General features: G+C 70.1%; 31 protein-coding genes and 1 pseudogene. 14 read left to right on the top strand and 18 right to left on the bottom strand.

Going from position 1 to position 26,046, the window contains the following annotated elements:
• Positions 1 to 30: 30 nt before the first annotated feature.
• Both Vau01_RS04730 and Vau01_RS04735 read left to right on the top strand, forming a co-directional pair.
• Positions 31 to 1,005, top strand: a complete 975-nt coding sequence (locus Vau01_RS04730) for a diacylglycerol/lipid kinase family protein (RefSeq protein WP_203987582.1) — start codon at positions 31 to 33, stop codon at positions 1,003 to 1,005.
• Positions 1,006 to 1,324: 319 nt separating this feature from the next.
• Positions 1,325 to 1,582 (top strand): WhiB family transcriptional regulator, encoded by a 258-nt coding sequence (locus tag Vau01_RS04735; RefSeq protein ID WP_203987584.1) that lies wholly within the window; start codon positions 1,325 to 1,327, stop codon positions 1,580 to 1,582.
• Between the two features lie 57 nt (positions 1,583 to 1,639).
• On the opposite strand, the gene Vau01_RS65145 is transcribed toward Vau01_RS04735, so the two are convergent.
• From Vau01_RS65145 to Vau01_RS04760, 5 genes are all read right to left on the bottom strand, one after another.
• The gene (locus Vau01_RS65145; protein ID WP_203987585.1) at positions 1,640 to 2,464 is read right to left on the bottom strand and encodes a TFIIB-type zinc ribbon-containing protein; all 825 of its coding nucleotides are present in this window, start codon (positions 2,462 to 2,464) and stop codon (positions 1,640 to 1,642) included.
• A 303-nt stretch (positions 2,465 to 2,767) separates the two neighbouring features.
• Positions 2,768 to 3,466, bottom strand: coding sequence for a sirohydrochlorin chelatase (locus tag Vau01_RS04745; protein WP_203987785.1), 699 nt, complete (start codon positions 3,464 to 3,466; stop codon positions 2,768 to 2,770).
• 2 nt (positions 3,467 to 3,468) lie between these two features.
• A complete protein-coding gene (locus Vau01_RS04750) occupies positions 3,469 to 4,164 on the bottom strand; it encodes a phosphoadenylyl-sulfate reductase (RefSeq protein ID WP_203987587.1) in 696 nt (231 codons plus the stop codon).
• A gap of 154 nt (positions 4,165 to 4,318) precedes the next feature.
• Positions 4,319 to 6,040: a nitrite/sulfite reductase gene (locus tag Vau01_RS04755; protein ID WP_203987589.1), complete on the bottom strand. Its 1,722-nt coding sequence runs from the start codon at positions 6,038 to 6,040 to the stop codon at positions 4,319 to 4,321.
• A 284-nt stretch (positions 6,041 to 6,324) separates the two neighbouring features.
• A complete protein-coding gene (locus tag Vau01_RS04760; protein ID WP_203987591.1) occupies positions 6,325 to 7,824 on the bottom strand; it encodes a sensor histidine kinase in 1,500 nt (499 codons plus the stop codon).
• A gap of 40 nt (positions 7,825 to 7,864) precedes the next feature.
• On the opposite strand from Vau01_RS04760, the gene Vau01_RS04765 reads away from it, so the two are divergent.
• Complete coding sequence (locus tag Vau01_RS04765) at positions 7,865 to 8,338, top strand: hypothetical protein (RefSeq protein WP_203987593.1); 474 nt, start codon at positions 7,865 to 7,867, stop codon at positions 8,336 to 8,338.
• Here Vau01_RS04765 and Vau01_RS04770 read toward each other — a convergent pair.
• From Vau01_RS04770 to Vau01_RS04800, 7 genes are all read right to left on the bottom strand, one after another.
• Complete coding sequence (locus Vau01_RS04770) at positions 8,303 to 8,815, bottom strand: GNAT family N-acetyltransferase (protein ID WP_203987594.1); 513 nt, start codon at positions 8,813 to 8,815, stop codon at positions 8,303 to 8,305. The genes Vau01_RS04765 and Vau01_RS04770 overlap by 36 nt on opposite strands.
• A complete protein-coding gene (locus Vau01_RS04775; RefSeq protein ID WP_239151312.1) occupies positions 8,812 to 9,003 on the bottom strand; it encodes a biotin/lipoyl-binding carrier protein in 192 nt (63 codons plus the stop codon). The genes Vau01_RS04770 and Vau01_RS04775 overlap by 4 nt, the downstream gene beginning before the upstream one ends.
• A gap of 196 nt (positions 9,004 to 9,199) precedes the next feature.
• Positions 9,200 to 9,484 (bottom strand): mycothiol system anti-sigma-R factor, encoded by a 285-nt coding sequence (gene rsrA, locus Vau01_RS04780; protein ID WP_203987599.1) that lies wholly within the window; start codon positions 9,482 to 9,484, stop codon positions 9,200 to 9,202.
• Positions 9,481 to 10,260, bottom strand: coding sequence for a sigma-70 family RNA polymerase sigma factor (locus tag Vau01_RS04785; protein WP_275423912.1), 780 nt, complete (start codon positions 10,258 to 10,260; stop codon positions 9,481 to 9,483). The genes rsrA and Vau01_RS04785 overlap by 4 nt, the downstream gene beginning before the upstream one ends.
• A 64-nt stretch (positions 10,261 to 10,324) precedes the next feature.
• Positions 10,325 to 10,945, bottom strand: a complete 621-nt coding sequence (locus Vau01_RS04790; protein WP_203987602.1) for an alpha/beta hydrolase family protein — start codon at positions 10,943 to 10,945, stop codon at positions 10,325 to 10,327.
• A gap of 16 nt (positions 10,946 to 10,961) precedes the next feature.
• Positions 10,962 to 11,396: a WhiB family transcriptional regulator gene (locus tag Vau01_RS04795; protein WP_203987605.1), complete on the bottom strand. Its 435-nt coding sequence runs from the start codon at positions 11,394 to 11,396 to the stop codon at positions 10,962 to 10,964.
• 170 nt (positions 11,397 to 11,566) lie between these two features.
• Positions 11,567 to 12,304, bottom strand: coding sequence for an SOS response-associated peptidase (locus Vau01_RS04800; RefSeq protein ID WP_203987608.1), 738 nt, complete (start codon positions 12,302 to 12,304; stop codon positions 11,567 to 11,569).
• A gap of 189 nt (positions 12,305 to 12,493) precedes the next feature.
• Between Vau01_RS04800 and aroA the strand changes: the two genes are divergently transcribed.
• The 3 genes from aroA (at position 12,494) to Vau01_RS04815 (ending at position 15,220) form a co-directional block, all read left to right on the top strand.
• On the top strand, positions 12,494 to 13,798 hold the full coding sequence (aroA, locus tag Vau01_RS04805; protein ID WP_239151302.1) for a 3-phosphoshikimate 1-carboxyvinyltransferase: 1,305 nt from the start codon (positions 12,494 to 12,496) through the stop codon (positions 13,796 to 13,798).
• A 173-nt stretch (positions 13,799 to 13,971) separates the two neighbouring features.
• The gene (rsgA, locus tag Vau01_RS04810; protein WP_239151303.1) at positions 13,972 to 14,862 is read left to right on the top strand and encodes a ribosome small subunit-dependent GTPase A; all 891 of its coding nucleotides are present in this window, start codon (positions 13,972 to 13,974) and stop codon (positions 14,860 to 14,862) included.
• Complete coding sequence (locus Vau01_RS04815) at positions 14,855 to 15,220, top strand: nuclear transport factor 2 family protein (protein WP_203987614.1); 366 nt, start codon at positions 14,855 to 14,857, stop codon at positions 15,218 to 15,220. The genes rsgA and Vau01_RS04815 overlap by 8 nt, the downstream gene beginning before the upstream one ends.
• Here Vau01_RS04815 and Vau01_RS04820 read toward each other — a convergent pair.
• On the bottom strand, positions 15,202 to 15,741 hold the full coding sequence (locus Vau01_RS04820) for a DUF2087 domain-containing protein (protein ID WP_203987616.1): 540 nt from the start codon (positions 15,739 to 15,741) through the stop codon (positions 15,202 to 15,204). The two genes, Vau01_RS04815 and Vau01_RS04820, sit on opposite strands and share 19 nt — an antisense overlap.
• Before the next feature lie 38 nt (positions 15,742 to 15,779).
• Between Vau01_RS04820 and hisN the strand changes: the two genes are divergently transcribed.
• On the top strand, positions 15,780 to 16,583 hold the full coding sequence (gene hisN / locus Vau01_RS04825) for a histidinol-phosphatase (RefSeq protein WP_203987619.1): 804 nt from the start codon (positions 15,780 to 15,782) through the stop codon (positions 16,581 to 16,583).
• 87 nt (positions 16,584 to 16,670) lie between these two features.
• The gene (locus Vau01_RS04830) at positions 16,671 to 17,525 is read left to right on the top strand and encodes a hypothetical protein (RefSeq protein ID WP_203987793.1); all 855 of its coding nucleotides are present in this window, start codon (positions 16,671 to 16,673) and stop codon (positions 17,523 to 17,525) included.
• Between the two features lies 1 nt (position 17,526).
• Here the strand turns inward: Vau01_RS04830 and Vau01_RS04835 are convergent, their stop codons facing one another.
• Positions 17,527 to 18,216, bottom strand: coding sequence for a hypothetical protein (locus tag Vau01_RS04835; RefSeq protein ID WP_203987622.1), 690 nt, complete (start codon positions 18,214 to 18,216; stop codon positions 17,527 to 17,529).
• Positions 18,217 to 18,383: 167 nt separating this feature from the next.
• On the bottom strand, positions 18,384 to 18,566 hold the full coding sequence (locus tag Vau01_RS04840) for an antitoxin (RefSeq protein ID WP_203987625.1): 183 nt from the start codon (positions 18,564 to 18,566) through the stop codon (positions 18,384 to 18,386).
• Between the two features lie 85 nt (positions 18,567 to 18,651).
• On the opposite strand from Vau01_RS04840, the gene Vau01_RS04845 reads away from it, so the two are divergent.
• Positions 18,652 to 19,404: a hypothetical protein gene (locus Vau01_RS04845; protein WP_203987628.1), complete on the top strand. Its 753-nt coding sequence runs from the start codon at positions 18,652 to 18,654 to the stop codon at positions 19,402 to 19,404.
• Here the strand turns inward: Vau01_RS04845 and Vau01_RS04850 are convergent, their stop codons facing one another.
• Positions 19,405 to 19,824, bottom strand: coding sequence for a hypothetical protein (locus Vau01_RS04850; RefSeq protein ID WP_203987631.1), 420 nt, complete (start codon positions 19,822 to 19,824; stop codon positions 19,405 to 19,407).
• A gap of 375 nt (positions 19,825 to 20,199) precedes the next feature.
• On the opposite strand from Vau01_RS04850, the gene Vau01_RS04855 reads away from it, so the two are divergent.
• Entirely contained in the window at positions 20,200 to 20,670 is a 471-nt protein-coding gene (locus Vau01_RS04855) for an Rv1352/Rv1906c domain-containing protein (protein WP_203987635.1), read from the top strand.
• Positions 20,671 to 20,680: 10 nt separating this feature from the next.
• Here Vau01_RS04855 and Vau01_RS04860 read toward each other — a convergent pair whose 3' ends face one another.
• Positions 20,681 to 21,244, bottom strand: a complete 564-nt coding sequence (locus Vau01_RS04860) for a hypothetical protein (RefSeq protein ID WP_203987638.1) — start codon at positions 21,242 to 21,244, stop codon at positions 20,681 to 20,683.
• Positions 21,245 to 21,269: 25 nt separating this feature from the next.
• Between Vau01_RS04860 and Vau01_RS04865 the strand changes: the two genes are divergently transcribed.
• Positions 21,270 to 22,391: a serine hydrolase domain-containing protein gene (locus tag Vau01_RS04865; RefSeq protein ID WP_203987641.1), complete on the top strand. Its 1,122-nt coding sequence runs from the start codon at positions 21,270 to 21,272 to the stop codon at positions 22,389 to 22,391.
• Positions 22,392 to 22,439: 48 nt separating this feature from the next.
• Positions 22,440 to 23,102 (top strand): hypothetical protein, encoded by a 663-nt coding sequence (locus Vau01_RS04870; protein ID WP_203987644.1) that lies wholly within the window; start codon positions 22,440 to 22,442, stop codon positions 23,100 to 23,102.
• A 441-nt stretch (positions 23,103 to 23,543) separates the two neighbouring features.
• Here the strand turns inward: Vau01_RS04870 and Vau01_RS65150 are convergent.
• Positions 23,544 to 23,954: pseudogene (locus Vau01_RS65150) on the bottom strand (nucleotidyl transferase AbiEii/AbiGii toxin family protein); the annotation flags it as partial.
• A 262-nt stretch (positions 23,955 to 24,216) separates the two neighbouring features.
• Here Vau01_RS65150 and Vau01_RS04880 point away from each other — a divergent pair.
• Both Vau01_RS04880 and Vau01_RS04885 read left to right on the top strand, forming a co-directional pair.
• On the top strand, positions 24,217 to 25,014 hold the full coding sequence (locus tag Vau01_RS04880) for a type IV toxin-antitoxin system AbiEi family antitoxin (protein WP_203987647.1): 798 nt from the start codon (positions 24,217 to 24,219) through the stop codon (positions 25,012 to 25,014).
• Complete coding sequence (locus Vau01_RS04885) at positions 25,011 to 25,982, top strand: nucleotidyl transferase AbiEii/AbiGii toxin family protein (RefSeq protein ID WP_203987658.1); 972 nt, start codon at positions 25,011 to 25,013, stop codon at positions 25,980 to 25,982. The genes Vau01_RS04880 and Vau01_RS04885 overlap by 4 nt, the downstream gene beginning before the upstream one ends.
• Positions 25,983 to 26,046: the final 64 nt, after the last annotated feature.

The raw sequence follows: 26,046 nt of genomic DNA on the forward strand, positions 1-26,046 counted from the left end.
CGGCCCTCGCCGCCGGAGTACAGTGCCGCCATGCGGGCGCTTCTCGTCGTCAACCCGAAGGCGACGACGACCAGCGAGTACAACCGGGATCTGCTGATCCGCGCGTTGGGCGGCGCGACCGCCGCCGGACGGGCGATCGATCTCCGGGTGGCCTACACGACGCGGCGGGGGCACGCCGTGTCGCTCGCCCACGACGCCGCCCGCGAGGGTTTCGACCTCGTGGTGACGCTGGGCGGCGACGGCACCGTCAACGAAGCGGTGAACGGGTTGCTGTCGGCGGATCCGGACGGCGCCGAGGGTGCCGCGTACGGTGCGCATCGGCGTCCCATATTGGCGGTTGTGCCCGGCGGATCGACGAACGTCTTCGCCCGCGCGGCCGGCCTGCCCCGCGACTGGGCCGAGGCCACCCAGGTGATCCTGGCCGCACTGCGCCAGGGCCGCACCCGCACCGTCGGGGTCGGCCGGGCCGACGACCGGTACTTCACGTTCTGCGCCGGCCTCGGGCTCGACGCCGAGGTGGTGCGGCGGGTCGAGCGGGCCCGGCTCAAGGGTCGTACGTCGACGCCGGGGCTGTACGTCCGGTCAGCCATGGCGCAGTACCTCACCGAGACCGACCGGAGCACGCCCATGATCACGCTGGACCGGTCGGGCTCCGGCTTTCCCGACGAGATCGGGTTGGCCAGCGTGGTCGTGCAGAACACGGCACCCTGGACCTACATCGGCGACCGGGAGATCCACGCGTCGGCCGAGGCCTCGTTCGACACGGCGCTCGACGTCTTCGGCCTGAAGGTGCTGCGGCTGCCGAGCACGGCGCGCCTCGCGTCCCAGTTGCTACGCGGACGGCCCCGGATCAACGGGAAACAGATCATGACCATCCATGACGTTTACTCGTTCGGGTTGCGGGCACAACGTCCCATGGCGTTCCAGCTTGACGGTGACTACCTCGGCGAGCGGGGTAAGGTTGAGTTCGTCGCGGTTCCGGAGGCGATCCGCGTCGTGGTTTGAGACCCCCAAAAGGATATGGCGCGACACCTCAACGAAGGTCCGTCGTTTAACCTGCTGCGGTACTACATTGGTTACTGACTGTTGTGAGCAGGGGCAACGCTTTTCGGATAAATACGGACAAAGAGCACGTGAGGTTGCTCACCGGCCGTATTTTTTCTCAGTCGCCCCCTTGACATCACGGCAGTTCGTGAAAGTATTCACAAGCGAAGACGCCTGCTCACGCGCTGCCGGGCACATCAACACCGCCAATACACGGTCCGGTACCGCGAGATGCATAGAAATGATCTGGTAAATCCGCGAAGCAAGGAGTGTTGCCGTCATGTCGGACTGGCGCCACGTTGCCGCCTGCCGCGACGAAGATCCGGAGCTGTTCTTTCCCATTGGAACGTCCGGCCCTGCGTTGCTCCAGGTGGAACAGGCCAAGGCGGTTTGCCGCCGCTGCTCGGTAGCCGACGAGTGCCTTCGCTGGGCTCTCGACTCTGGGCAGGACGCCGGTGTGTGGGGTGGCATGAGCGAAGAGGAACGTCGCGCCCTCAAGCGTCGCGGCGGTATCCGTGTGCGTGCCCACTCCGCCTGAATCGCGAGCATGAAGAAAGGCCCCCGGCGGTCGCCGGGGGCCTTTCTTCATGCTCGCCTAGTCGAAAATGTCTTCGAGGAAGCTCCGCCGGTGGTGTGAACGGCCGTGCTGGCTGTGGCCCGAGTGACCATATGATTGCGATCCGTACGCCGCCCCGGACCCGGGTGGCGGTGGCGGCGGCGGTACGAATCCGCCCGGCGCCGACGCGGGCGGCGGAGCCGGCGGGAACCCACCGGCCGACGACCCCGGCGGAGGCGGCGGCGTGAACCCGCCCGAGTGCCCGGGCGGAGGCGGCGGCGAGAACTGACCGGCCGACCCCGGTGGTGGCTGGGGCGAGAACCCACCCGGCGACGACCCCGGCGGTGGCGGGGTGAACTGACCGGGCGACCCCGGGGGTGGCGGCGGCGTGAACCCACCCGGCGGCGACCCCGGCGGTGGCGGGGGGAACTGACCGGGCGACCCCGGTGGCGTGAACCCACCCGGCGAACCCGGCGGAGGCGGCGGCGCGATCCCGCCCGGTGGCGGGGGCGGGGTGAAGCCGGGAGATCCGGTCGATGGCCCGCCGTGCGGTGCACCCGGCGGCGATCCCGGCGGCGGAGGCGGTGCGTAACCCCCTGGGCCTCCGCCCTGCGGGCTGCCCGGCGCGGGAGGCCCGAACGGCGGCGCCCCACCCGGAGCCGGTACCCCACTCACCGGTGGCGGCCCGCCGGGCGCGGGGCCGAACTGCTCGTCCTGCCAGGATTTTTCCGCCTCGAAGAGCTTCTGCAGCTCACCCCGGTCCAGGAAGATGCCCCGGCACTCCATGCACTCGTCGATGGCAACGCCCACCTTGTCGAGCACGCGCATCTCGCCGCGGCACTTGGGACACGTCAGCTGTCGCATCCCCACACCGTAACGCCAGGAGCCGACCTGGCCACGCCGCGCGGACCAGGTCTGGTCGGCCCCAACGAGTCGATCTTGCAGTTGTGGTGGGCCACAAACAGGGCAAGATACGTACGAACCAGGCACCACAACTGCAAGATCGACGTCGGGGACACCTCTCGGTTCTCGATCTTGCAGTTGTGCCCGCCCTTTCGCCGGAATTCGCCCGTTTTTCGGCGAGCACAACTGCAAGATCGGTGACGCAGGTCCACTGTGGACCCGCTACCTTGCGGGATTGGCCCGCGCAGTGAGCAACGCGGCGGGTTACGCGGGGACGAGGACCCGGGCCGAAGCGGCGCGGCGGCGCACCAGCCTCGCCAGGTCGGGAGAAGCGCCCAGCGGACGGGTCACCGCCACCGCGCCGGCACCGCGGGCACCGGCGGCGGCCAGGTCGTAGAGCTTGCCGGGCGCCAGGAAGTAGGCGGACATCGCGACCCGCCGGGCGCCGGCCGCGCGCAACCGGGCCACGGCCTCGGCCGGGCGCATGCCGTCGGACGTCGCGAACGCGGCCGTGCACGGTACGCCCAGGCGCTCGCCCAGCGCGCGGGCGCTGAGCGACACCGTCTCCCGGGCGTCCGCATCGCGGGTGCCCGCCGCGGCCAGCACCAGGCCGTCGTAGGAGCCACTCGACCGGAGCGCGCTGCCCAACCGAAGAGCGAGGGCGTCGAGCAACTCCGGCGGGACCACGCCGTCGACCGGGCCGAGCACGTCGGCCAGGGCGACGTCCAACTCCAGGCCGGCCAGGGCCGCCGGGAGGTCGACCCGGCCGTGGTACGCCGACGTCAACAGCAACGGGACCACCACCGCCGACCGGTGGCCGGCCAGCGACAGGTCGCGCAGCACCGACGCCGGACGCGGACCGGCGTGGTCGAGGAACGCGGCCACTCCCCCGACCGCACGGGCCAGCGCCCGGGTCTGCAACGCGGCGCGCGGGTCGGCAGACCCGTGCGCCACCAGAACCAGGGTCACTTGTGCAGACCGCACTCGGACTTGTCGAACATCGGCCAGCGACCGGCGCGCGGGTCGGAGCCGGGCGGCGTCCGCTTCGTGCACGGCCAGCAGCCGACCGACGCGTAGCCCTGCCGCAGCAGCGCGTTCACCGGCACGTTGTGGCGCGAGATGTAGGCGTCGACGTCGGCCTGGGTCCAGTTGTAGAGCGGCGCCACCTTGACCTTGCCGCGCGCGGCCTCGAACTGCACCACCGGCGTGTTCGCCCGCGACGGCGACTCGTCGCGACGCAGGCCCGCGGCCCAGGCGTCGTACCGGTCGAGGGCCCGCTCCAGGGGCTCGATCTTGCGCAGCGCGCAGCACTCGTCGGGGTTGCGGGCCCACAACTTCGGGCCGTACTCCTCGGCCTGCTCGGCGACGGTCTGGTCGGGCCGGACCGAGCGGACGGTCACCGGCAGCGACCGCTGCACGATCTCGCGCACCCGCAGCGTCTCGGCGAAGTGCAGGCCGGTGTCGAGGAACACGACGTCGATGCCGGGCACCACCTTCGACACCACGTGCGCGAGCACCGCGTCGGCGAAGGAACTGGTGACACAGAACCGCTCGCCGAACTCACCGGCGGCCCACTCGACGATCTTCTCGGCGGATGCGCCTTCGAGCCGGGCGGCGGCCTCGACGGCGAGGGACTTCAAATCAACAGCAACGGTGCTCATCGCTTTGCCTCCAACAGGGTGGGCGAGAGTCCAATGAACTTGACGGAGAAGACGCGGACGCACGACCGGCACTCCCAGGCGCCGTGCGAAGCCTCGTGGGGACGGAGGTCCTCCGAGCCGCAGTACGGGCAGTACATGGGTGCCGCGCGTTCGCTCATTTCAGCGAGTCCTCGTCGGCGCGGGAGACCCACACGGCGAACGACTCGTCGCGGGACGTGCGCTCGGCCAGGTACCGCCGCGCGATCCGCTCGACGTACGACGGCAACTCTGCCGCCGTCGTCTTCAGGCCGCGCACCTTGCGGCCGAACCCGGCGGTCTGACCGGCGGCCAGGCCGAGCCCACCACCGAGGTGGATCTGGAAGCCCTCGACCAGTTCGCCCTCCGGGCCGGGAACCAGCTGGCCCTTGAGCCCGATGTCGGCGACCTGCGTGCGGGCGCAGGCATTCGGGCAACCGTTGAGGTGGATGGAGATGTCGACGTCGAAGTCGGCCAGCCGGGACTCCAGGTGGGTGATCAGCTCGGCGGCCCGCGCCTTCGTCTCGACGATCGCCAGCTTGCAGAACTCGATGCCGGTACACGCCATCGTGCCGCGGCGCCATGCTGACGGCGTCACCTCAAGATCTTCTGAGCGCAACGCACGGACCAGCGTCTCCACGCGATCATGATCGACGTCGCAGACGATGAACTTCTGGTACGGCGTGAGCCGGACCCGGTCGCTGCCGGCGGCTTCGGCGTGAGCGGCGATCGAGTCGAGCAGCGTGCCGGAGACCCGGCCGGCGATCGGCGCCGCGCCGACGTAGAACTTCCCGTCCCACTGCTTGTGGACACCGACATGATCGATGGGACGCTCCGGCAGCTCCGGCGCCGGCCCGTCGATCAGCGGCCGCTTGAGGTACTCGGTCTCCAGGATCTGGCGGAACTTCTCGGGGCCCCAGTCGGCCATCAGGAACTTCAGCCGGGCCCGGTTCCGCAGCCGGCGGTAGCCGTAGTCGCGGAAGATCTGCACCACGCCGAGCCACACCTCGGCGACCTCGTGCAACGGCACCCACGCGCCCAGCCGCTCGGCGAGCCGCGGGTTGGTCGACAGGCCGCCGCCGACCCACAGGTCGAAGCCCGGGCCGTGGTCGGGGTGGATCACTCCGAGCAGCGCGATGTCGTTGGACTCGTACGGCGTGTCGGGCAGCCACGAGATCGACGACTTGAACTTGCGCGGCAGGTTCGCCAGCGACGGGTCGCCGATGAAGCGCTCGTTGATCTCGTCGATCGCCTCGGTGGGGTCGATGACCTCCGCCTCCGCGACGCCGGCGACCGCGCTGCCCAGGATCACGCGGGGCGTGTCGCCGCACGCCTCGGTGGTCGACAGGCCCACCGCTTCGAGCTCCTGCCAGATCGTCGGCACGTCTTCGATGCGGACCCAGTGCAGCTGGATGTTCTGCCGGTCGGTGATGTCGGCGGTGTCGCGACCGAACCGCCGCGAGATGCTCGCGATCGTGCGGAGCTGCGCGACGGACAGCTGACCGCCGTCGATGCGCACCCGCAGCATGAAGTACTCGTCTTCGAGCTCGTGCGGCTCCAGCACGGCCGTGCGCCCACCGTCGATCCCGGGCTTGCGCTGGGTGTAGAGCCCCCACCAGCGCAGCCGACCGCGCAGGTCCTGCGGATCGATGGAGGCGAAGCCGCGGTGCGCGTAGATCGTCTCGACGCGGTGGCGGACGTTGAGGCCCCCGTCGTCCTTCTTCATGCGCTCGTTGGGGTTCAGCGGCTCGCGGTGGCCCACCGCCCACTGGCCTTCGCCGCGCGGCTTCCGCGCGGCCCGGGCCGCCGGCGGCGTGCGTCCGGGTGATCGCGGGGTTGGTGGATTTTCTGTGACGGTCATCGATGCGGCGTCCTTCGGTTTGGGACGACGCTGAGGCACCAACCAGCACCCATCTCGAACGATGGGGGCGACTACGGTGTCGAGGGAGGCGGCACGTCAGCGCGCCCGAGAGCGGGCGACAATCAGACGGCCGGACACATGGCGCTGCGCACGCGACCGAAGTCGACGTGACGACGGCTGATCAGCCGCAAGCCTGGCACCATGCGGTCCATGGTGCCATGACCGAGTCAGGAGTGGCGGAACAAGGTGAGGTTCGTCTCATTCCTCGGGCCTAGCTATAAATCCTACCGTTTTGCTAGGGGTAATGACAACACCGCTTCGGTACCGCCCGCGCCACCGGCCCGGAGGTCGATGGATCCGCGCAGCTCACCGGTGGCGAGAGTACGTACGATCTGCAGCCCGAGGCGGTCGCTGGACGCCAGGTCGAAGCCCTCCGGCAGACCCCGGCCGGTGTCGGCCACCACCACTGTCAGTTCCTTGCGGGTGCGCTGGATCCGCACCACGACCTCGCCCTGCGAGCCCTTCTCGAACGCGTGCTCCATCGCGTTGATCAGCAACTCGTTGAGCACCATCACCAGCGGCGTGGCGATCTCCGCCGGCAGCACGCCGAACGTCCCGTCGCGGCGCATCGTCACCTTGGCCTCGGACGCCGTCACCTCGGCGGCGGCCTTGGCCACCCGGTCGACGATCCCGTCGAACTCCACGATCTCGTCGGACGAGTGCGACAGCGTCTCGTGTACCAACGCGATCGACGCGACCCGCCGCACCGACTCCTCCAGCGCCTCCCGGGCCGCCGGCTGCTTGACCCGGCGGGCCTGCAGCCGCAGGAGCGCCGCCACCGTCTGCAGGTTGTTCTTCACCCGGTGGTGGATCTCGCGGATCGTCGCGTCCTTGGTCATCAGCTGCCGGTCCCGCCGCCGGACCTCGGTGACGTCGCGGATCAGCACCAGCGCTCCGATCGGCACGCCGGCCGGCATCAGCGGCAGCGACCGGGTGAGCACGGTCGCGCCGCGGGCCTCGATCTCCTTGCGGGCCGGTGCCTCGCCGCGCAGCGCCGCCGCGATGCGCTCACCCATGTCGCTGCCCTCGAGCGGGTCGGTGGCCAGCCGCGCGAAGATCGCGGTGAGGTCCTCGCCGACCAGGTGCGCGTTCAGGCCGAGCCGCCGGAAGGCGCTCTGCGCGTTGGGGCTGGCGTAGGTGACCTTGCCGCTGGCGTCGAGCCGCACCAGACCGTCGCCGACGCGCGGCGCGCTGGTGGTCTCGCCCGGATGGCGGATCGGCGGGAACGCGCCGTCGGTGATCATCTGGGCCAGGTCGTCGGCGGTGGTGAGGTAGTTCAGCTCCAGTTGGCTGGGCGTGCGCGCGGTGGAGAGGTTGGTGTCGCGGCCGATGATCGCGATGACCTCGCCGGAGCCGCCGCCGGTGCCGCCGGCGACCCGCCGCACCGGGATGGCCTCGTGCCGCGCCGGTGTGTCGCCGTACCAGACGGGGTCGCCCTCCCGCCAGATGCGGCCCTGGTGCCGGGCCACCGCGAGGTGCGCGACCTCGGGCCCACCGGCGATCCGGCCGACCTGGTCGTCCTGGTAGGCGGTGGGTGCGGTGACCGGCCGGACCTGTGCCACGCACATGAACTCGCCGCGCCGGCCGACCGGGACCCACATCAGCAGATCGGCGAACGACAGGTCGGACACCAGTTGCCAGTCGCCGGCCAGCCGGTGCAGGTGCTCGACGTCGGCCGAGGCCAGCGTGGCGTGCTCTTCTACCAGGTCGCGCAGGGTGGACACGGAGCAAGCGTCGCATGCCGCGGGGAGTAGCGTTCGCACGGTGCGCCGCATTGTCGCAGTCGTCCTGGTCGCCGGATTCGCCCTGTCCGGCTGCGGGTTCCTGAGCTCGGGGCAGCGCGGATCGAACAAGCCCGACGGGTTCGTCCTGCGCGGCTACGTGTCCATCGGCCTCCGCGCCGGATCAGGCCCGGCCGCGTCGGGCTCACCCGCCGCGGTTCCCAGTGCCAGCGGGACGCCGACAGCGGGCATACCGTGCACCGCGCCACCCGAGGCGAACGACGTTCAGGCGGGCGGCGCGGTACGGGTCGCCGACCCCGACGGGCACACGCTCGCCGCGGGCACCCTGCTGCCCGGTGTCGAAGAGGGCGGTCGGTGCAACTTCGCCTTCCAGATCAAGGCCGTGCCGGGCGGCGTCGACCGGTACGTGATCGGGGTCGGCAACCGGGCCACGGCCACGTTCCTCGCACACGACCTGCGGTCAGACAAGCCCGCCGTGATCCTGGTGGACGTCTAACCGCAGAGCCAGCAACTTCACGTCGGGAAGCGGCGACCAGTCGAGGTCGGGCACCCGGACGAACCCGAGCGACTGGTACAGCTTCTGCGCCGGAAGGGCGAAGTCGCGCACGCAGATCACCAGGGCGGTGCACCCGGTGGTGCGGGCGCGGTCGACACAGGCCTGCACCAGCGTCCGCCCGACCCCGCGTCCCTGCGCGGCCGGGTCGACCGCGAGCATCCGGAACTCGGCCTCGCCGGCCCGCGACAGCTCCGCGTACTGGGAGCCCGGCTCGACGAACAGCACCGAACCCAGGACGTCACCACCGTCGACGGCCACCAGCAGCGCGCCGGCCTCGGCCCGCGCGGCGACGTCGGCGAGCGTGTTGGCGTAGCTGGCGGCGGCCTCGTTGAGCTGCCCGTCGGCCTGGTACGCGTCGACGGTCAGCCGGGCGACGGCCGGATAGTCGACGGGCTCCGCCGGGCGGACGACGATCATTCGACCACCGCGATCAGGTCGCCCTCCTGGACGACGTCGCCCTCGTTGACGGCGATCTGCGCGACCACGCCGTCGATCTCGGCCACGACCGGGATCTCCATCTTCATGGACTCCAGAATCACCAACGTGTCGCCGTCGGCGACCGTGTCGCCCACGGCCTTCTCGACCTTCCACACATTGGCCACCATCTCGGCCCGGATCTCCTCGGCCACCCGTCACTCCCTTGTGTCGCGGGCAGCTGGCCCGGCAAGGCCAGCGAACGAGCACAGCAGCTCGTTCGGACCAATCCAATCACGCGCGCAGCGAAATTCATTCGCTCGGCACGGTGACGCACCCGATCGCGGGTGGTGCCCGCGCGGGCCGGTGTTCGAGGTGCGGTGGCCCCTACTCCGCGAGGAACTCGTGCTTCTCCTGCTCGAAGACGAGATCGGCGAGCTTGCTGCGCAGCCGCGCCTTCAGCTCCGTCGGCGCCGTCTCGCCGCCGCAGCAGCGCGCCACCAGCGCCTTCACCTCCTGCTCGATGCCGTACTCCCGCAGGCAGGGCGAGCACTCGTCGAGGTGATGGCGGATCAGATCGCGTCGCTCGTCGGTGCTTTCCAGGTCGAGGTAGAAGTACACCTCGGCGAGTACCTCACGACAGTCCGTATCGTGCGGATCGCCACAACTCATGACATGACCTCGCGTTCGGGCGTCGGGGCACGGGTGAACCCGCGCTCGACGGCGTACTGCTCGAGTTGACGGCGCAGGTTGCGCCGGCCGCGGTGCAGCCGGCTCATCACGGTGCCGATCGGCGTGCCCATGATGTCGGCGATCTCCTTGTAGGAGAAGCCTTCGACGTCGGCGAGGTACACCGCCAGCCGGAACTCCTCCGGCAGCTCCTGCAGCGCATCTTTGACGTCCGAGTCGGGCAGCCGGTCGAGCGCCTCGGTCTCGGCAGACTTCAGCCCGCTGGACGTGTGCGATTCGGCCTCGGCGAGCTGCCAGTCGGTGATCTCCTCGGTGGGGGCCTGCACGGGTTGCCGCTGCCGCCGCCGGTAGGAGTTGATGTAGGTGTTCGTGAGAATGCGGTACAGCCACGCCTTGAGGTTGGTGCCCTCTTCGAACTGGTGGAAGGCCGCGAAGGCCTTGAGGAAGGTCTCCTGCACCAGGTCTTCCGCGTCGGCGGCATTGCGGGTCATCCGCAGGCCGGCCGCGTACAACTGGTCGAGGAAGGGCAGGGCATCCCGCTCGAAGCGGGCCTGCCGTTCGTCGGACCGTTCAGTACGCACCACGCGGGAGACCCCCTTCGACCGTTCCCGCGAGGATACGCTCCCCGCCGTTGCGGTACCGGGGGACATTCCTTCTGACGTGAACGCCGGCAGGCCGGAGGAGCCGGTGACCGGCCATTCCGGACCGGCCAGCACCGAGGCCAACCAACGCGGGTCACGTTCCCGGGTGGGGATCAAGGACCGCGCTCCTTTCGATGTATGCGCGGGCACCGGCACTCCGGCGCCCAGGGCATGCAACACGTCAGGACCGCGATCTCTTCCCGGCCCACCCGTGCCGCGCGAGCCAGGTGACCAGTGCCGGGCCGATGGTGTCGACACCCTTGCGCAGATCGTGGACGGCCCCGGGCAGCACCAGGACCTTCCGACCCCGCGCCCGCGGCGCCACCCCGAACGGGTCCCGCTCGCCGCTGACCACGAACACCGGCACCGCGACCGCGGCGAGTTCGGGCAGCCGCGTCGTCTCCGGACGCCCCGGCGGGTGCACCGGGAAAGCCAGTGCCACCACGCCCGCCGCCCCCGCGGCGTCCGCCGTACGGCAGGCCACCCGCGCACCACTGGACCGACCGCCGGTGACTACCGGCAGCCCACCCCACTCAGGGCGCAGTTCTTCGAGCACGGCGAGCCACGCCGTGTCGAGTTGACCGGCCGGAGCCGGCGTTCGACGACCCGCCACCCGGTACGGCTGGGTGACCCGCACGGTCCGCACGCCCACGGCCAGGGCGGCCGTGCGGACCGCGAGGATGTCGGGTGCGTCGACCCCACCACCCGCCCCGTGACCGAGCACGAGCACCGCCCGCACCTCGGCCGGCGGCTCGTCGACCTGAACCTGCGCCGGACCCACCGGCGTGCCGATCTCACGCACGTGACAAGTCTGCGGGTTACCCCGCCGTTGCCCCCACCGGATCGCGAACCGCCACCTGTTTCGGCGGCGCGATCAGCTGAATCAACGGCAGCAGCAACGGTTCTTCGCGGATCGGCGAATCAACCGGTTGGTTTTGCTGCTCGCCACGCCACGCGACCAGCATCGCGCGGCGCTCCCGTGGTGTCGTGGCCCCCCACACACCGTGACAGTCACCAACCTCGAGCGCCCAGGCCAGGCACGAACCCTGTACGTCGCAGGTGCGGCACAGCGCAACCGCGGCGTCGGCCGGTTCACTCGGAGCCGGAAAAAACGTCTCGGGATCGACGGTCTGACACGCTCCGCGCGTGCGCCAGGCAGGGTCGAGACCACGCTCCGCAACCGCTCGTTGCAGACGTGGGTCGCGCCGTGCCGAAGCGACCTCGTGCGGGCGAGGCATCCGCGCCCGGGTCATTCACCCACCTCCCCCGTGGGTAAGCACAACAGAATTGCGGACCTTCGTTTCGCAAACGCCATCGTGGCGTACGAATGAAAGCCCGCCCGGCGCGTTGTTCTATCGCACTCGCGACACCCGATACAAGGGTTCACGCAGAGAAAGCAAAAACTTTACGTGTATAAATGCGGTCAAAATAGTGTTAGGTCGGCGCGATCCGGGGTGGAAGCGGTCGGCAACGGCGCCTCGACCCGTTCGGTCAGTGACGGACCGTCATTGCGAACATCGCCCACTCGGGCACCTACCGGACGGATCTCGAGGCGCTCCACGAGTGCCCCGGAGGGCTCCAGCAGACCCTCCGCGTCGGCGGGGTCGAGCGTCAGCCAGTCGTTCCACCGGTCGCGCGGAAGAACCAGTGGCATTCGATCATGAACCACCGCGAGATCGCCGACCGCGGCGGTGGTGAGAACGCAGCAACTGAGCACACGTTCGTCACCCTGCCCGTCCTTGGGGCCCCACACCGCCCAGAGGCCCGCGAACGCGAGTACGTCGCCATCGGGATCGGTCATGAAGTACGGCTGCTTGTCCTTCGGGCCGCGCTTGTACCACTCGTACCAGCCATCGGCCGGCACGAGGCAGCGGCGCTTCTGGAACGACGGCGAGAACGCACCCGACTTCGTGACGGTCTCCGCACGCGCGTTGATCAGGCGGGCGGCACCCTTGGTGTCTTTCGCGTATGCGGGCACCAGGCCCCACTTCACGCGCGACAGCACGCGGGCATCCGCGCTGCGGGAGATCCGCACGATCGGCACCGGATCGGTGGGTGCCACGTTGTAGTCGGGCTCCAGACCGTCACCGGTGTCGTCGTCGGCGTCGAAAAGCGCGCTCAGGTCGGCCGAACTCCGGCTGGTGGCGTAGCGACCGCACATATGTTCACGGTAGCGCCGACAAAATCGTCACCCAATTGTGGTACCCGTTCAGCTCTTCTCCGATCGTGTCCATCGGCCGCGCCAGCGGACGGGGGACGCGATCGCCGTTCGACGCAGTCGCGTCTCAGCTACCAAGAGCAGGGCCCTCGGCCGATCTGGGTGCGATCGCCCGGCCGTCAGACTGTAGGTGTGGCGATAGCGACCTCTACCCCCGTGCCCTGGCCGGCACCCACCGCGTCCGGGCCGGTGACCTCCTCGGTGCACCTGCCCGGGTCCAAGTCCATGACGGCCCGGGCGCTGGTGCTCGCCGCGGTGTCGATGGGCACCAGCACGCTCCGGGCGCCGCTGCGGGCCCGCGACACCGAGCTGATGTCCGGCGGCCTGCGCGCCCTCGGCACGCACGTCTCGACCCGCGACGACAACCTGTGGACCGTCCGGTCCCGGGCATTGTCCGGCCCGGCCGCGATCGACGTGGGGCTCGCCGGCACCGTCATGCGGTTCCTGCCGGCCATCGCCGCGCTGGCCGAGGGTCCGGTGACGTTCGACGGCGACCCGGTCGCCCGGCGGCGGCCGATGGCCCCGCTGATCACGGCGCTGCGCGGGCTGGGCGTCGACATCGAGTCGGCGAACGGCGGGCTGCCGCTCACGGTGAACGGCGCCGGCCGGGTCGGCGGTGGCGAGGTGACGATCGACGCGTCCGCGTCCAGCCAGCTGGTCTCCGGCCTGCTGCTCGCCGCGGGGGCGTTCGAGCGCGGCATCGTGGTGCGTCACGACGGGCCGAAGGTGCCCAGCGCGCCGCACCTGCGGATGACCACCCAGATGCTGCGCCTGGCCGGCGCCGCCGTCGACGACAGCACCCCGAACGTGTGGACGGTCGAGCCGGGGCGCCTCAGCGGCCGGGCCTGGAACATCGAGCCCGACCTCAGCGGCGCCGCGCCGTTCCTGGCCGCCGCGCTGGTCACCGGCGGCGCGGTGACCGTCATGGACTGGCCGATCGGCACCACCCAGCCCGGCGACCAGCTCCGCGAACTGCTCACCGGCATGGGCGGCGAGGCGACGCTGACCCCCGAGGGCCTGACGGTGCGCGGCACCGGTCGCATCCACGGGCTCACCGCCGACCTGTCGGAGGTCGGTGAACTCACCCCGGTGCTGGCCGCCCTCGCCGCGCTGGCCGACTCGCCGTCCCGCCTGACCGGCATCGGCCACATCCGGGCGCACGAGACCGACCGGCTCGCGGCGCTGGCCCGCGAACTGGGCCGGCTGGGCGTCCAGGTGCACGAACTGCCCGACGGCCTGGAGATCCATCCCCGGCCGCTCACCGGCTCGGTCTTCGAAACCTACGACGACCACCGCATGGCGCACGCCGCCGCCGTCATCGGTCTGACGGTCCCGGGCGTCGACCTCACCGATGTCGCGTGCACCTCCAAGACACTTCCGCAGTTTCCGGCACTATGGTCAGCAATGGTGCAAGGAACCGCGGGAGGTAGCGACTGACTCGGAAACGCGAGTACGACGAGGACGACGTACGGATCCGGCCGGGTCGGTCCTCGCGACCGCGCACGCGTCAACGGCCGAAGCACGTCGACGCCCTGTCCGCGTTCGTCATCGCCGTCGACCGGGGCCGCTACACCTGCTGGCTGGTCGACGAGGGGCGCAGCATCACCACGATGCGGGCGCGCGAGCTGGGCCGGCACGGCGTCGTCGTCGGTGACCGGGTCCATATTGTCGGCGACACGACTGGAGACGCGGGCACGCTGGCCCGCATCGTGCGTATAGAAGAACGTGCGTCAACACTCACCCGCACCGCCGACGACGTCGAGGGCACGGTCGAGGGCCGGCAGGAACGCGTGGTGGTGGCCAACGCCGACCAGATGGTGATCGTCAGTGCGTTGGCCGACCCGCCGCCGCGCACGGGCTTCATCGACCGGTGCCTGGTGGCGGCGTACGACGCCGGGGTCGACCCGCTGCTGTGCCTCACCAAGGCCGACCTCGCCCGCCACGAGGCGCTGATCGACTACTACGCCGAACTCGACCCGCGGTACGTGCTGTGCCGCCCCGACGAACCGCTCGGCCCCCTCCTCGCGGAATTGAGAGGCCGGTTGTCGGTGCTCGTCGGGCATTCCGGGGTGGGCAAGTCGACGCTGGTGAACCGGCTCGTGCCCGACGCCGACCGGGCCGTCGGGGTGGTGAGCGCGATCGGCAAGGGCCGGCACACGTCGACCAGCGCCGTCGCGCTGCGGTTGCCGGCCGACGTGGGATGGATCGTCGACACGCCGGGCGTGCGGTCGTTCGGGCTGGCCCACGTCACCGAGAACAGCCTCCTGCACGGATTCCCGGACCTGGTCGAGGCGTCCACCCGGTGCCCGCCGAACTGCGACCACACCGGTGCCGGCGGCGAATGCGGGTTGGACAAGCTGGTGGCGGAGGGCGGGGCGGATCCACGCCGGTTAGCGTCTTACCGCCGGTTGCTGGCGCTGAAGGCGGGTGACGATCCGAACCGGTTCCGCGAGGATATCGGTGCCGGTGACATTGATCCTGGGGAGAAGACGCATGGCTGACCTGACCGCTGACCTGACGAGAGCCGTCGAGCGGCACTGCGAACTGTTCAACGAGTGCGTCCGCACCGGCGACTGGGCGCCGTTCACGGCATCGCTCACCGACGACGCCCAGATGGCGTTCACCAACATGCCGGTGGGCCCGTTCCACGGCCGCGACCAGATCGCGGTCGCCTACGCCGAGCAGCCGCCCACCGACACGATGACGCTCGAAGCGGTGGAGACGCTCGGCCCGGACACCGCCCGGGCCCACTTCATGTGGGACGCCAGCGGCGACGACGGGCTGATGCTGCTGCGCTGGCGCGACGAGAAGGTGTCGGCGATCGAGGTGACGTTCGGAGCTCACTCGACCTCGACGTAGCCGCCGCTGCGCCAGTACTCGCCGTCGGCGCGGTCCAGCAGCGACTCGTCGACCAGGTAGCGGCGCAGCGCCGCGTGGTCGTCGTGCCATGCCCGCAGGATCGCGTTGACGTCCTTCTCCGGGTACTTCACGCCCGGTTCGAAGGCGAGCACGATGTGCTCCAGCACCACCCGCCGCTTCGCCCACGCCGAGGGCAGGTGCGGGATGCGGCCGTCGACGATGAAGGTGCGCAGCACGGCGTCCCGCTGCCGGTCGGGGTCCATGGGCTCGGCCGGCGCCGCGGGCGTCCCGTGCTCCCGCACCGCGTCCTTGAAAGCCGAAACCTCCGCGACCAGCGCGTCTCCGGCTGCCCCCACCAGGCCGCCCTGTTCCAGCCGGCGCAGCGCGGCCATCACCGTGCGTACCGGCAAGCCAGTGGCGTTGACCACATCGGCCGGCGTGGCGGCACCCAGAACGACGGCGGCGAAGACGCGTAACCGGTCTGGCTCGGCAAGCTGGCCGCAGAGTACGTCCGGTCTCATGGTTGCCACGCTAACCGGGTCGACTAGCGTTTTAACGTATGGCCCGGTACGCCGATGATCTCGCGCTCGCACACATGCTCGCCGACACCGCCGACTCGATCTCATCGGCCCGGTTCCGGGCTCAGGATCTGCACGTCACCGAGAAGCCCGACCTCACGCCGGTCACCGACGCCGACACGGCGGTGGAGAAGGCGTTGCGGGCGACCCTCAGCCGCGCCCGGCCCCGCGACGCGGTGCTCGGCGAGGAGTTCGGCGCCGCCGCGCCGGCCGCCGGCGGTGGCTCCCGCCAGTGGGTGATCGACCCCATCGACGGCACGATGAACTACGTGCGCGGTGTGCCCATCTGGGCGACCCTGATCGCGCTCATGGACAACGAGGAGCCGGTGGTCGGCCTGGTGTCGGCACCGGCGCTCGGCCGGCGGTGGTGGGCCGGCGTCGGGCACGGCGCCTACGCCGGCCGGCACGCCGCGGCGGCGACGCCGATCAAGGTCTCCGGGGTGTCCCGGCTGGCCGACGCGTCCTTCTGCTACTCGTCGCTGACCAGTTGGGAAGAGGTCGGCAAGCTCGACGCGATGCTCGACCTGATGCGGGCGTCCTGGCGCACCCGGGCGTACGGCGACTTCTACGGCTACATGCTGCTCGCCGAGGGCGCCGTCGACGTGATGGTGGAGCCCGAACTGTCGCTGTGGGACCTCGCGGCGCTGGTACCGATCGTGTCGGAGGCGGGCGGCGAGTTCACCGACCTCACCGGGCGGCCCGGGCCCGGCGGCGGCAGCGCGGTGGCGACCAACGGAAAACTGCACACCACGGTGCTCGACCGCATCGGGCTCGACGCCGTTTAACGGCCCTGTTTCGTGGCCTGGGCGGTGGCTGCTACCCACGCGTTCTAAGCTCTCCCGGTGACCGGTGGTTGGGGTTTCCTCGCGGCGATGGTCGTCGCCTACGGCGTAGCGAACCTCCTGCAGTCGATCGCGGCCGCGAACACCGACCTCCACCAGGGCTTCAGCCCGCGGCTGCTGTGGCGGCTCGGGCAGCACCGGGCGTACCTGTTCGGCATCGGCTTCCAGTTCGCCGCGTTCGCGCTGGCGTTCCTGGCCCGCCGCGACCTTCCGCTGTTCCTCGTGCAGTCGGCCGTGGCGGCCGGGCTCGGCGTCACGGCCATCCTCGGCGTGCTGGTGCTGAAGTGGAAGCTGCCCACCACCGAGATCCTGCTGCTCGCGCTGCTGTGCTTCGGCCTGGCCGGGCTGATCGTCTCGGCCCAACCGATGCCGTCGCGCCCGATGGGGTCGATCGGCGTGGCGCTGCTGGGCGTCGCCCTGGTCGTGATCGCGGTCGGCGGGTTCTTCGCCGTTCGGATGCACGGCGCGCCGGGCTCCGTGGTGCTCGGCTCGCTCGCCGGGCTGGCGTTCGGCGCCGCGGCGGTGGCCTCGCGGCCGCTCGCCTCGGTGCACGTCATCGACGGTTTCTTCCTGGCCGACCCCCTGCTGTACCTGCTGGTCGGCCACTCGGTGGTGGGCCAGCTGCTGCTGGGGCTGGCGATGCAGCGCGGCTCGACCACCGCCGCCGTGGCCGCCATGGACGCGGCGGCCGCCGTACCGGCGGCGGTGATCGGCCTGCTGTTCCTGGGCGACAGCATCCACGCGGGTCGCGAGTGGATCGCGGCGCTGGGCTTCGTGGCGACCCTGGCCTCGGTGATCGGGCTGAGCTTCTACGCGGAGCCGCAGCACCACCACGAGATCAGCCACCCGGCGCCGCCGCTCCGCGAGCGGGTGCACGCCCGCTGACTCACGGCCAGTCCGGCTCGGTTTCCATCAGATCGAGCACCGCCTTGCGGTCGCCTTCCTCGGCCACCTCCGCCGTCAGGTCCTTCGCCCGCTGCCAGTAGGTGCGGGCGGCCGCGCCGTCGCCGGTGGCGGCCAGCGCCCGGGCCATGACCTCCGCCGCCAGCGGCCGGTCCCAGTCGGCGATCACGTCGGGGTTCTCGTCGACGAGCTGGGCACACCTCCTGGCATGCTTCAGCGCGATCCCACCCTCCCCGATCCGCACGGCCACCGACGCGATCAGGTGCTCGCCGCGGGCGTGGTTGGCCGTGTTGCCGGCCTCCAGCCAGTGGTAGGTCGACGCGTAGGCGGCGTAGAGCAGCCGCTCCCGGTCGACCAGCGGGCTGTGCGGGCCGATCTGCTCCAGCAGGTCCCAGGTGTCGTTGTTCAGGTGGACGCCGAACCAGCGGTGGAGATCGCGCTCGGCGACCTGCTTCTTGCCGACCTCGGTCATGAGGTCGTGCCAGCCGGCGAAGCCGTACTCGCGGGCCACGATCAGCTGGGCGTCGCGGAGGGTGAAATCCTCGGGCCGACGGTCGAGGGCCTCGATGCGCTTGAGCGCGGCGGGGTTGCCTCCGACGACGGCGCGGCGCAGATCCTTGGCCTGGCCGCGCAGCTGGGCAAGGTCGGCCCGGGCGGGAAGTTCAATGGTCATGGGGACGTCTCCGTAACCGCGCCCGGGGTCCGCTGACAACCGGACGCGACGGAAGGTACGCGTGCGGGAGTGTTGTCGATGTGTTCCAGGTGCACTCGGTGCTTGCCGCGGACAGGAGGCGCCCTGGTGCGCGCTGGGCACAGCTTCCGCCATGCCCGGCGGGCCCGTCAAGACCGCGTCGTGTCGCCCTCGCCGGTCTTCTCCTGCGCCACGTCGACGACCTTGTCGATCATGCCGGTGTGCTTGTGGCCGGTGCGCTTGTCGACCTCGTCGCCGAGCTTGTCCAGCGCCTGGTCGACCTTGTCGTCGTGGCGGTCGGCGAGGTCCTTCACGCGGTCGATGAAACTCATGGGGTCAAGCCTACGGAGTCCACCGGGGCGCCGACCCCGATCCGGCGATTGACCACGAAGCGTGGCCATCGCTTGACTTTTCGGCGTGAGAAGGAACCTGTCCGCGATCGCGGTCACTCTCGGTATGGTCCTGCTGCCGTTGGCGGCGCCGTCCCCGGCCGCCGGCGCCCCTACGGCCGAGCTGCTCTACCGGGGCGACCTGCGGGCGCCCGGCACCGTCGCCGACGGCAGCGGCCACGGCCTCGACGGCACGATCGAGACGGGTGGCGGCGGCACGGTGACCTCGGTGCGCGGCCCCCGCAACACCCGCTTCCTGCGGTTCCCCGGCGGGTCGTGCCCGGTCGCGCCGTGTCCCCAGGGAATCGTGCGCCCGGTCGACGGCGTCCCGCTGACGCCCGCCGACGCGATGTTCAGCTTCGGCGCCGACGTCCGGCTCACCGAACCGCCGCCCACGTCGGCCGGCATGAACGTGTTCCAGTTGGGAGCGGCGGCCGCGGGTCTGAGCCAGTGGAAGGTGCAGGTCGACGCCGGCCGGCCGTCATGCCGCTGGTCCGACGGAGCCGCCGTGGTGCTGCTGATCGCGGACGTCACGCTGTCGGTGGACACGTGGTACCGCATCCGGTGCACCCGGACGGGGACGCGGTTCGAGACGCGGGTCACCCGTCCCGCGACCGGCCGACCGGTGGTGCCGCCGGTCCGGCAGATGCTCGCCATGGGTCCGATCGTGCCGACCGGGTCGCCCGTGATCGGCGGCAAACGGATCAACGCCGCCCAGTCCGATGTCGACACCGACCAGTTCCACGGCGACCTCGACAACCTCTACTTCTGGAAGGCCTGACTAGGCGAGGTCGTCGGCGGCATCGGCCAGGCACTGGGCCACCTTGGCCCACACGATCTGCCGCCACGGCGCCCCCTGGCCGGCCACGGCCGCCGCGTCGAAGAGGTCGCTGAGCTGACGCGTCAGCACGACCACGTTGGTGCGTAAGGGTTCGCCGTTCTCGTCCACCGGATCGATCGGCGGCACGTTGGCCGTGACCAGGTCGACCGGGTCGCGGAGGCCGGCCTGCAGTTCACGGTCGGCTTCCGCGAGCGTCGACGCGAACTGGTCCCAGCCGACGCGGGAGTCGTGCCCGCGCGGGGCGTTCACCCCGGCGTGGATGGCGAGCAGGAGTGCCTGCCGAGGCCCGACATCGTCGGGATCGGTCGCCACGGCGACCTCGGCGCTCACCTGGCTGAGGAGCACCAGAAAGCTGTTCATGCCGGGCACTGTGACCCCGATCGGACGATTCGGCAACTCAGCCACCCGATTCGTTACCTGTCCACAGTGGACGCCCGATGTCGGGTCGACCGGACACCCGCGCCCTTCACCGGAAGGCGGGGCTGGCGGGCCGTCGGCCGGAAAATATCAACCGAGCACGATGAACCGACGCCCGAACGTAGGGTGATCGTCAAAACACGTATCGCAATGATGACGCGTGTGACGAACGCATACGGCGAGACCGCCCACGACCACCAGACCACCACACACCAGTTTCCGATCAGCCCGGCGCCGACAGGCCTGCCGATCAGCCCGGCGCCGATGGGACCGCCGCCCGCACCGGTGCCGCCTCCACCGGGGCCATCCCGTCGTGGCGTGCCGCTGCCTCTTGCGATCGGAGGCGGGATCGCCGCGGTGCTCGTCTCGTGTTTCGCCGGTGTCGGAATCGGCGCCGCGGGAAGCCAGAACACATCGGCCAAGGCGACGTCCGCGACACCGTCCCCCGCCGGGAACACGGTCACGGAGACGGTGACCGCCTCCGCGGCCGCACCGGCACCAGCCACCTCGACCGTCACCGTTACTGCCGCGCCGCCCGCGAACGCCGCGCCACCGGCCGGCGCCGGCGCGACGATCGAGGAGGGCACCTACTCCGTCGGCGTCGACATTCAGCCGGGAACGTACCGGGCCATCGGCGCGGGCTCCGACTGCTACTGGGCGATCACCAAGTCCGGCACCAACGGCTCCGACATCATCGACAACCACATTGGCGGCGGGAACCTGACCGTGACGCTGAAAGCGGGCCAGGACTTCACCTCGCAGCGGTGCGGCACCTGGTCCAAGAAGTAGACCCCTGCGATCAGGTGCGGCACTCGTGTTGTCGCATCCGTAGGTAGCCATCGCCGTCGACGGGTTCCTGGTGTCCGCAGTGTTGGCATGTCAGGGCGCCGGTGTCGGGTTCGTCGGCGACGGGGCGCAGGCTGTGGGGACGGGCGGTGCGGCGGACGCCGGGGCCGCTGATCCCGGTCTCGGTCATCAGCAGCAGGCTGAACGCGGCCAGCAGGGCCAGGCCGAGCATCAGGGACCACACGCCGGGCGGGTCTTCGCCCCGGGCGACCGGCTGGTCGTTGCCGAACATCAGCACCAGGCCCCACACCGCCGCGGCGGTGCTCGCCACGGCCAGCAGTATCCACAGGGTCCAGCGGAGGCGAGCGGCGAGCACGCTCAGGACCTGGTAGGAGACGCGGTGGCCGCAGGTACGGCAGGAGATCGTGGTCTTCGCCGAGTACACGGCGCCCGGGGGCCGGGTGAGTTGGAGGGCCTGGGTGCGGTAGCGGTCGGTCCGGAGGGGGCCCTGGTGGCTGCTGTCGAGATAGTGAAACAGCTTTACATCGACGATCCGCTCCGCCCACACTCTGCCCACAGCGACAATCGTAGATGGGGCATAGGTGGTCGAGGGTTTCACGCACGAGCGGTTCGCGCGGGTGCGGGCCGCGTTCGAGCACAGTTTCACGAGCGGTGCCGACGTCGGTGCGTCGTTCTGTGTGACCGTCGACGGCGAGACGGTCGTGGACCTGTGGGGCGGTTTCGCCGACGCCGACCGCACGCGGCCGTGGGAGCGCGACACGATCGTCAACGTCTACTCGTCCACCAAGACCATGACGGCGCTCACCGCCCTGTTGCTGGCCGACCGTGGCGACCTCGACTTCGACGCGCCGGTGGCCCGGTACTGGCCCGAGTTCGCGGCCAACGGCAAGGACGCCGTGAAGGTCAGCCACCTGATGAGCCACTCGTCGGGGCTGGCCGCCTGGTCGGCGCCGATCGAGGCGACCGACCTGTACGACTGGGACAAGGTCACCGCCCTCCTGGCCGCGCAGGCGCCGGACTGGGAACCGGGCACGGCGTCGGGCTACCACGTGCTGACGCAGGGGTACCTGATCGGCGAGGTCGTCCGCCGCATCACCGGCCGCTCGCTGGGCACGGTGTTCCGCGAGGAAATCGCCGACCCGATGAGCGCCGACTTCCACATCGGCCTCCCCGAGTCCGAGGACGCCCGCGTGGCCGACCTGATTCCCCCACCGGACCACCCACCCGACGGATCTGCGCAGACGCGGTTACAGCAAAACGCGTCAAATAATCCCTTGGTGAATGTGGCCGCAACCCGGACCCGGGCCTGGCGCGGCGCGGAGATCCCCGCTGCCGGTGGAACCGGAAATGCCCGCTCGATGGCCGAGATTCACGCCATTCTCGCCAATGGCGGGGTTGCCGATGGCCGCCGATTCATGTCCGGGGCGGGGTGCCGCCGGGCGCTGGAACCGCAGGTGGACGGGCGGGACCTGGTTCTCGACATGAACCTGCGGTTCGGGTTGGGTTTCGCCGTCTCGGACGGAATCATGCCCAATCCCAACACCATGTATTGGGGCGGGCTGGGCGGATCGCTGGTAATAATCGATTTGGACGCGAGAACGACGATCGCCTATGCGATGAACCGGATGGGCGGGGCCACTACGGGAGACCTGCGCGGGTTCGCGATGGCGATGGCGGTATGGAAGGCGCAGGGCCTGCTCTAGCTTATGTACACTGGCGCCGCTCGATTTCTTGACGGGACAGGAGCGGACATGCCGGCGTGGTCCAGGATGCCGTTCGACGAGGCCGACGCCGCGCTGGATCTGAGCGAACTCGAGTTCGACGTCGACTTCGACACGGCGTACGTCAACACCGGCTCCGTCCACGTCGGCGGCGACTGGAGCGGCGGCGACCTGTTCCGCCGGTGCGGGCTCGACCCGGACGGCCGCTACCTCGGCGAACTCACCGCGTTCGTGATCGACGGCGACCTCACCGTCGACGGCACCCTGGACCTCGATGCGGGCGCCAAGGAAAGCTTCGCGTTGATCGTGACCGGCACCCTGCGAGCCCAGGTCCTCACCCTCGACGCGACGATGCTGTTCGTCGTCAACGGCGCCCAGGTGTCCCGCCTGATCGACTTCACGACCACCGACGGAACACTGTCGATCGCCGGAACCACCGACTGCCCCCTGCTCATCTGCGACGAGGGCGACCTGAACCTGCACAGCACCGGCTACATCGTGTGCCGCGTCCACGAAAGCCGGTTCGACGGCGGAGGCCCCGCCCCCGAGCCGACGATCACCTTGAGCCGGGCCGAGGTGCCGGCACTTCTGCTCGACGGCCTGTACGACGAGAACCGTTGGGTGGACGCGGAGCGGGCGGTGAGCTGGGCACGAGCGGGGCGACCGCTGCTGCGACCAGTCATCGGCACATAGCGACTTGTCACACCCGTCGGCTGCGCTGCCAATCCTTCCCGATACGCCGACCTCACGCCTATGCGACCCACGCCGCCCGCGACGGATCCCATCGCCCGACCGCCGTCCCCGCCAACACCGGGTCGAGAATCGTTTCACCAGAGCCAACGCTGCTGGGTGTCGACCCAGCTCTCCCAAGTGGGGCACCTCGGTGGCCTTCGCCTCGTATCCGGCTGGCCATAAGGGACCTGGTGCGACGAACTCCAGCGGTGGTCCGACACCGCGGCGCCCGGTCTCCGACAGCAGCGCACGCCGCAGTTCAGAGGCCGCTGGCCGCTGAGTTCGCGCGATCAGCACCACGAGCGGGTATGCCCGATAGTCCACCCGGAGCAGACCGGGAATCTCCACCGCTACCAAGGGTGGTACAGCTTCCGGCGAAACGGTCATCGATTGCCCAGCGACCAGGTCGACCGAGAAAGCCGCGAATGGCCGCCCGCCAAGCCCGGCCACCACGGCAAACCGTCGGCCCTTACCGCCCACAAGCGGAGCCGCCGGCCCGATCTCGAACACGAAGAAGTCACCGACGTTGCACCTGGCAGCAGCACGAAAAGCCTGTTCCGCCTCGTCGAGATCCACAGCGGACTGCCAAGACAGGTCAATGTCCTTGCTATGTCGCGCAACGTCCAACCTGGCTAGCAGCGCGGCGGCGCCCTTGAGCACCCAACGATCTGCGTCTGGCGCGCTGAATATCCGAGCCAACAGCCGGTCGCAGGCGAACTGGCGATGCAATTCGGTCACCGTGAACGGAGATGAGGCAGCCAGGTTCTTCAGCCGGTTCGTCAGGGCCGCCCCGCAACGCCGCGGGCGATCCATACGGAAATGATTCCTTCACTCGACATCACCCAGCAGTTGGTCAGCGAGCACCGTGCCATCGCTCACGTGGTACCGCCGCGCAAGTGGCGCCACCGACTTGGCGAGCCGTCGCTACCTCGTCACCTGGACGGTTGGACGGTTGGACGGTGTCAAATTCGCAGCCAAGCAACTGAATCAGTAACCAATGCCCCTGTTTGACACTTCGGAGAGGTGGTGTCACTCTTACAGAGCAGTAACTGATCCGGATACAAAGGCGTGCATAATGACACGGACGATCCCGCCTTCGATGGCCGGAATTCTTGAGGAGTTGGAACTCGAACAGCCCATGCTGGTCACTAGTGAGCAGCTTGGGCAACTCGTCGAGCGTTACGGCCTGCATACACCCACCCGGATCGTCGCCGCGCGGCTGCGTGAGCGAGGCTGGCTGCTGCCCACCGGACAGCGCGGTGTCTGGGAGTTCGCGCCGGCTGCCGTGGCTGGCGCCTACTCGCGCAACGACCCAGTCACGCCCCTACGGGCGTTCCTCGCCCAGAAGCCGGCTGCGCGCTGCGCGCTGACTTTCCAGGCCGCAGCCTGGGCGCACGGCATCGCCGACCGTGCACCGACCCACATCGAGGTTGCCGCAGCCACGCCTGAGCTCGCCCGTCAGCTGCCCGCCAGCATCGCCGCATCCGTGTTCGATCCCCGCCTCGATTTCCAGCACCTGCGCGGTGTGCCCGTACTCGCCCCAGAGAGCCTGCTTGTGCATATGACGGCGCGTCCCCGCGCGGTCCGCTCCTGGACGAGCACGCTCGAGTGGCTCCCGGACCTTGCCGCCGAGCTGTCCTGGGAGCAGCTGTCCCGCGAGCTCGCCGACCGATCTGCTGCAATCCGCGCCCGCACGGGTTACCTGATCCAGGGAATGCGGCCCGATCTAGCCGGCGCAGTCCGAGAGCTCGGCCCGCCGCACGGCAAGACCTGGTTCGGCCCGCGCGCGCCTCTACGCCGCCACGACAACGCCTGGCAGGTCGCCGACACGAGCCTCCCCTTCGACCCACGCACCCTAGGAGCGGTCGCATGAGCGGCGTCGCCCTCACCGTCGGGCACATTGCCCGGCACACACCGCGCGGCGCCGGCGCCCAGGGCCGGGACGCCGCAATCGTCGACATCGCCCAAGACTTGCTGCTGCGTCACTTGCAAGGCACGAACGTGCTGAACGCGCTGGCGTTCAAAGGCGGAACCGCACTGCGCAAGCTCTACGCCGGCAATGCAGGTCGATTCTCCCTCGACCTTGACTTCTCCAGCACCGATATCGGCGCCAATCCCGACGACGCACTCACCGACCTGATCGCCGCGATCGACGGCCTCGTGGTCGGCCCGTTCCGCTACGGCGTCATCGAGCGGCGCAGCAAGTGGACGCTCACCTACGATCATTCGTTCGGCGGTGACACTGGCGCCCTGCAGAGCAAACTCGACCTGAACCCGCCGCCCTGGCTGCCGCCCGTGCGGCGCGGATGGCAGCCCCTGCCCGTCCACATCCGATACGGACCGCCCGCTCTGCCTGAGTTGCAGGTTATCCGCCTCGAAGAGAACATCGCTGAGAAGATCGCCCGCCTGAACCGCGCCACCCCCGCCCGCGACATGTACGACCTGCGCTGGGTGATGACCAACACCCGCGTCACCGGCGCGCTGGATCACGCCCTGATCCGGCGCCTCGCGGTCTTGAAGATTTGGGTCGACGCCAACGGGGTCCACGCTGGCGACACGTTCTGGAAGCCCGGCCACGAAGGTCCAGCCTTCGACCCCGAGAGATGGCTACGCGATCGCGGCGTCGGCGAGTTCGACGAGGAGGACATCGGCGCACTTGCCGTTCCCGTCCCAACCGCTGGTGAACTATCCGATGCGCTGCGCATCCACTTCCGGTTCCTCGCTGACCTCGACGACGATGAGCGCACTCTCGCTCAGGCGCGCGAGCAGGACCGGCCTCTCGCGCTACATGTCCTGGCCGCGCTGCCTGGCGGGCGGCTGGCTAACGCTGGACTGTACTGACTCGTGGAGCACGAGCCGGATCCCGAATTCGCCTGCCCACCCCGGAGAAGCGCCGTCTCGCGCT

The organism is Virgisporangium aurantiacum (assembly GCF_016863635.1).
Taxonomy (GTDB): Bacteria; Actinomycetota; Actinomycetes; order Mycobacteriales; family Micromonosporaceae; genus Virgisporangium; species Virgisporangium aurantiacum.

Bases quoted from the DNA above. Each gene is read 5' to 3' on its own strand.
- Vau01_RS04775 (WP_239151312.1), bottom strand. From the start codon at position 9,003: ATGGTGGCCAATGTGTGGAAGGTCGAGAAGGCCGTGGGCGACACGGTC.
- Vau01_RS04830 (WP_203987793.1), top strand. From the start codon at position 16,671: ATGGTCGTCGCCTACGGCGTAGCGAACCTCCTGCAGTCGATCGCGGCC.
- Vau01_RS04730 (WP_203987582.1), top strand. From the start codon at position 31: ATGCGGGCGCTTCTCGTCGTCAACCCGAAGGCGACGACGACCAGCGAG.
- Vau01_RS04885 (WP_203987658.1), top strand. From the start codon at position 25,011: ATGAGCGGCGTCGCCCTCACCGTCGGGCACATTGCCCGGCACACACCG.
- Vau01_RS65145 (WP_203987585.1), bottom strand. From the start codon at position 2,464: ATGCGACAGCTGACGTGTCCCAAGTGCCGCGGCGAGATGCGCGTGCTC.
- hisN (WP_203987619.1), top strand. From the start codon at position 15,780: ATGGCCCGGTACGCCGATGATCTCGCGCTCGCACACATGCTCGCCGAC.
- Vau01_RS04735 (WP_203987584.1), top strand. From the start codon at position 1,325: ATGTCGGACTGGCGCCACGTTGCCGCCTGCCGCGACGAAGATCCGGAG.
- Vau01_RS04755 (WP_203987589.1), bottom strand. From the start codon at position 6,040: ATGACCGTCACAGAAAATCCACCAACCCCGCGATCACCCGGACGCACG.
- Vau01_RS04840 (WP_203987625.1), bottom strand. From the start codon at position 18,566: ATGAGTTTCATCGACCGCGTGAAGGACCTCGCCGACCGCCACGACGAC.
- Vau01_RS04770 (WP_203987594.1), bottom strand. From the start codon at position 8,815: ATGATCGTCGTCCGCCCGGCGGAGCCCGTCGACTATCCGGCCGTCGCC.
- Vau01_RS04835 (WP_203987622.1), bottom strand. From the start codon at position 18,216: ATGACCATTGAACTTCCCGCCCGGGCCGACCTTGCCCAGCTGCGCGGC.
- Vau01_RS04870 (WP_203987644.1), top strand. From the start codon at position 22,440: ATGCCGGCGTGGTCCAGGATGCCGTTCGACGAGGCCGACGCCGCGCTG.
- Vau01_RS04800 (WP_203987608.1), bottom strand. From the start codon at position 12,304: ATGTGCGGTCGCTACGCCACCAGCCGGAGTTCGGCCGACCTGAGCGCG.
- Vau01_RS04820 (WP_203987616.1), bottom strand. From the start codon at position 15,741: ATGAGACCGGACGTACTCTGCGGCCAGCTTGCCGAGCCAGACCGGTTA.
- Vau01_RS04850 (WP_203987631.1), bottom strand. From the start codon at position 19,824: ATGAACAGCTTTCTGGTGCTCCTCAGCCAGGTGAGCGCCGAGGTCGCC.
- rsgA (WP_239151303.1), top strand. From the start codon at position 13,972: ATGCGGGCGCGCGAGCTGGGCCGGCACGGCGTCGTCGTCGGTGACCGG.
- Vau01_RS04880 (WP_203987647.1), top strand. From the start codon at position 24,217: ATGACACGGACGATCCCGCCTTCGATGGCCGGAATTCTTGAGGAGTTG.
- Vau01_RS04750 (WP_203987587.1), bottom strand. From the start codon at position 4,164: ATGAGCACCGTTGCTGTTGATTTGAAGTCCCTCGCCGTCGAGGCCGCC.
- Vau01_RS04795 (WP_203987605.1), bottom strand. From the start codon at position 11,396: ATGACCCGGGCGCGGATGCCTCGCCCGCACGAGGTCGCTTCGGCACGG.
- Vau01_RS04815 (WP_203987614.1), top strand. From the start codon at position 14,855: ATGGCTGACCTGACCGCTGACCTGACGAGAGCCGTCGAGCGGCACTGC.
- rsrA (WP_203987599.1), bottom strand. From the start codon at position 9,484: ATGAGTTGTGGCGATCCGCACGATACGGACTGTCGTGAGGTACTCGCC.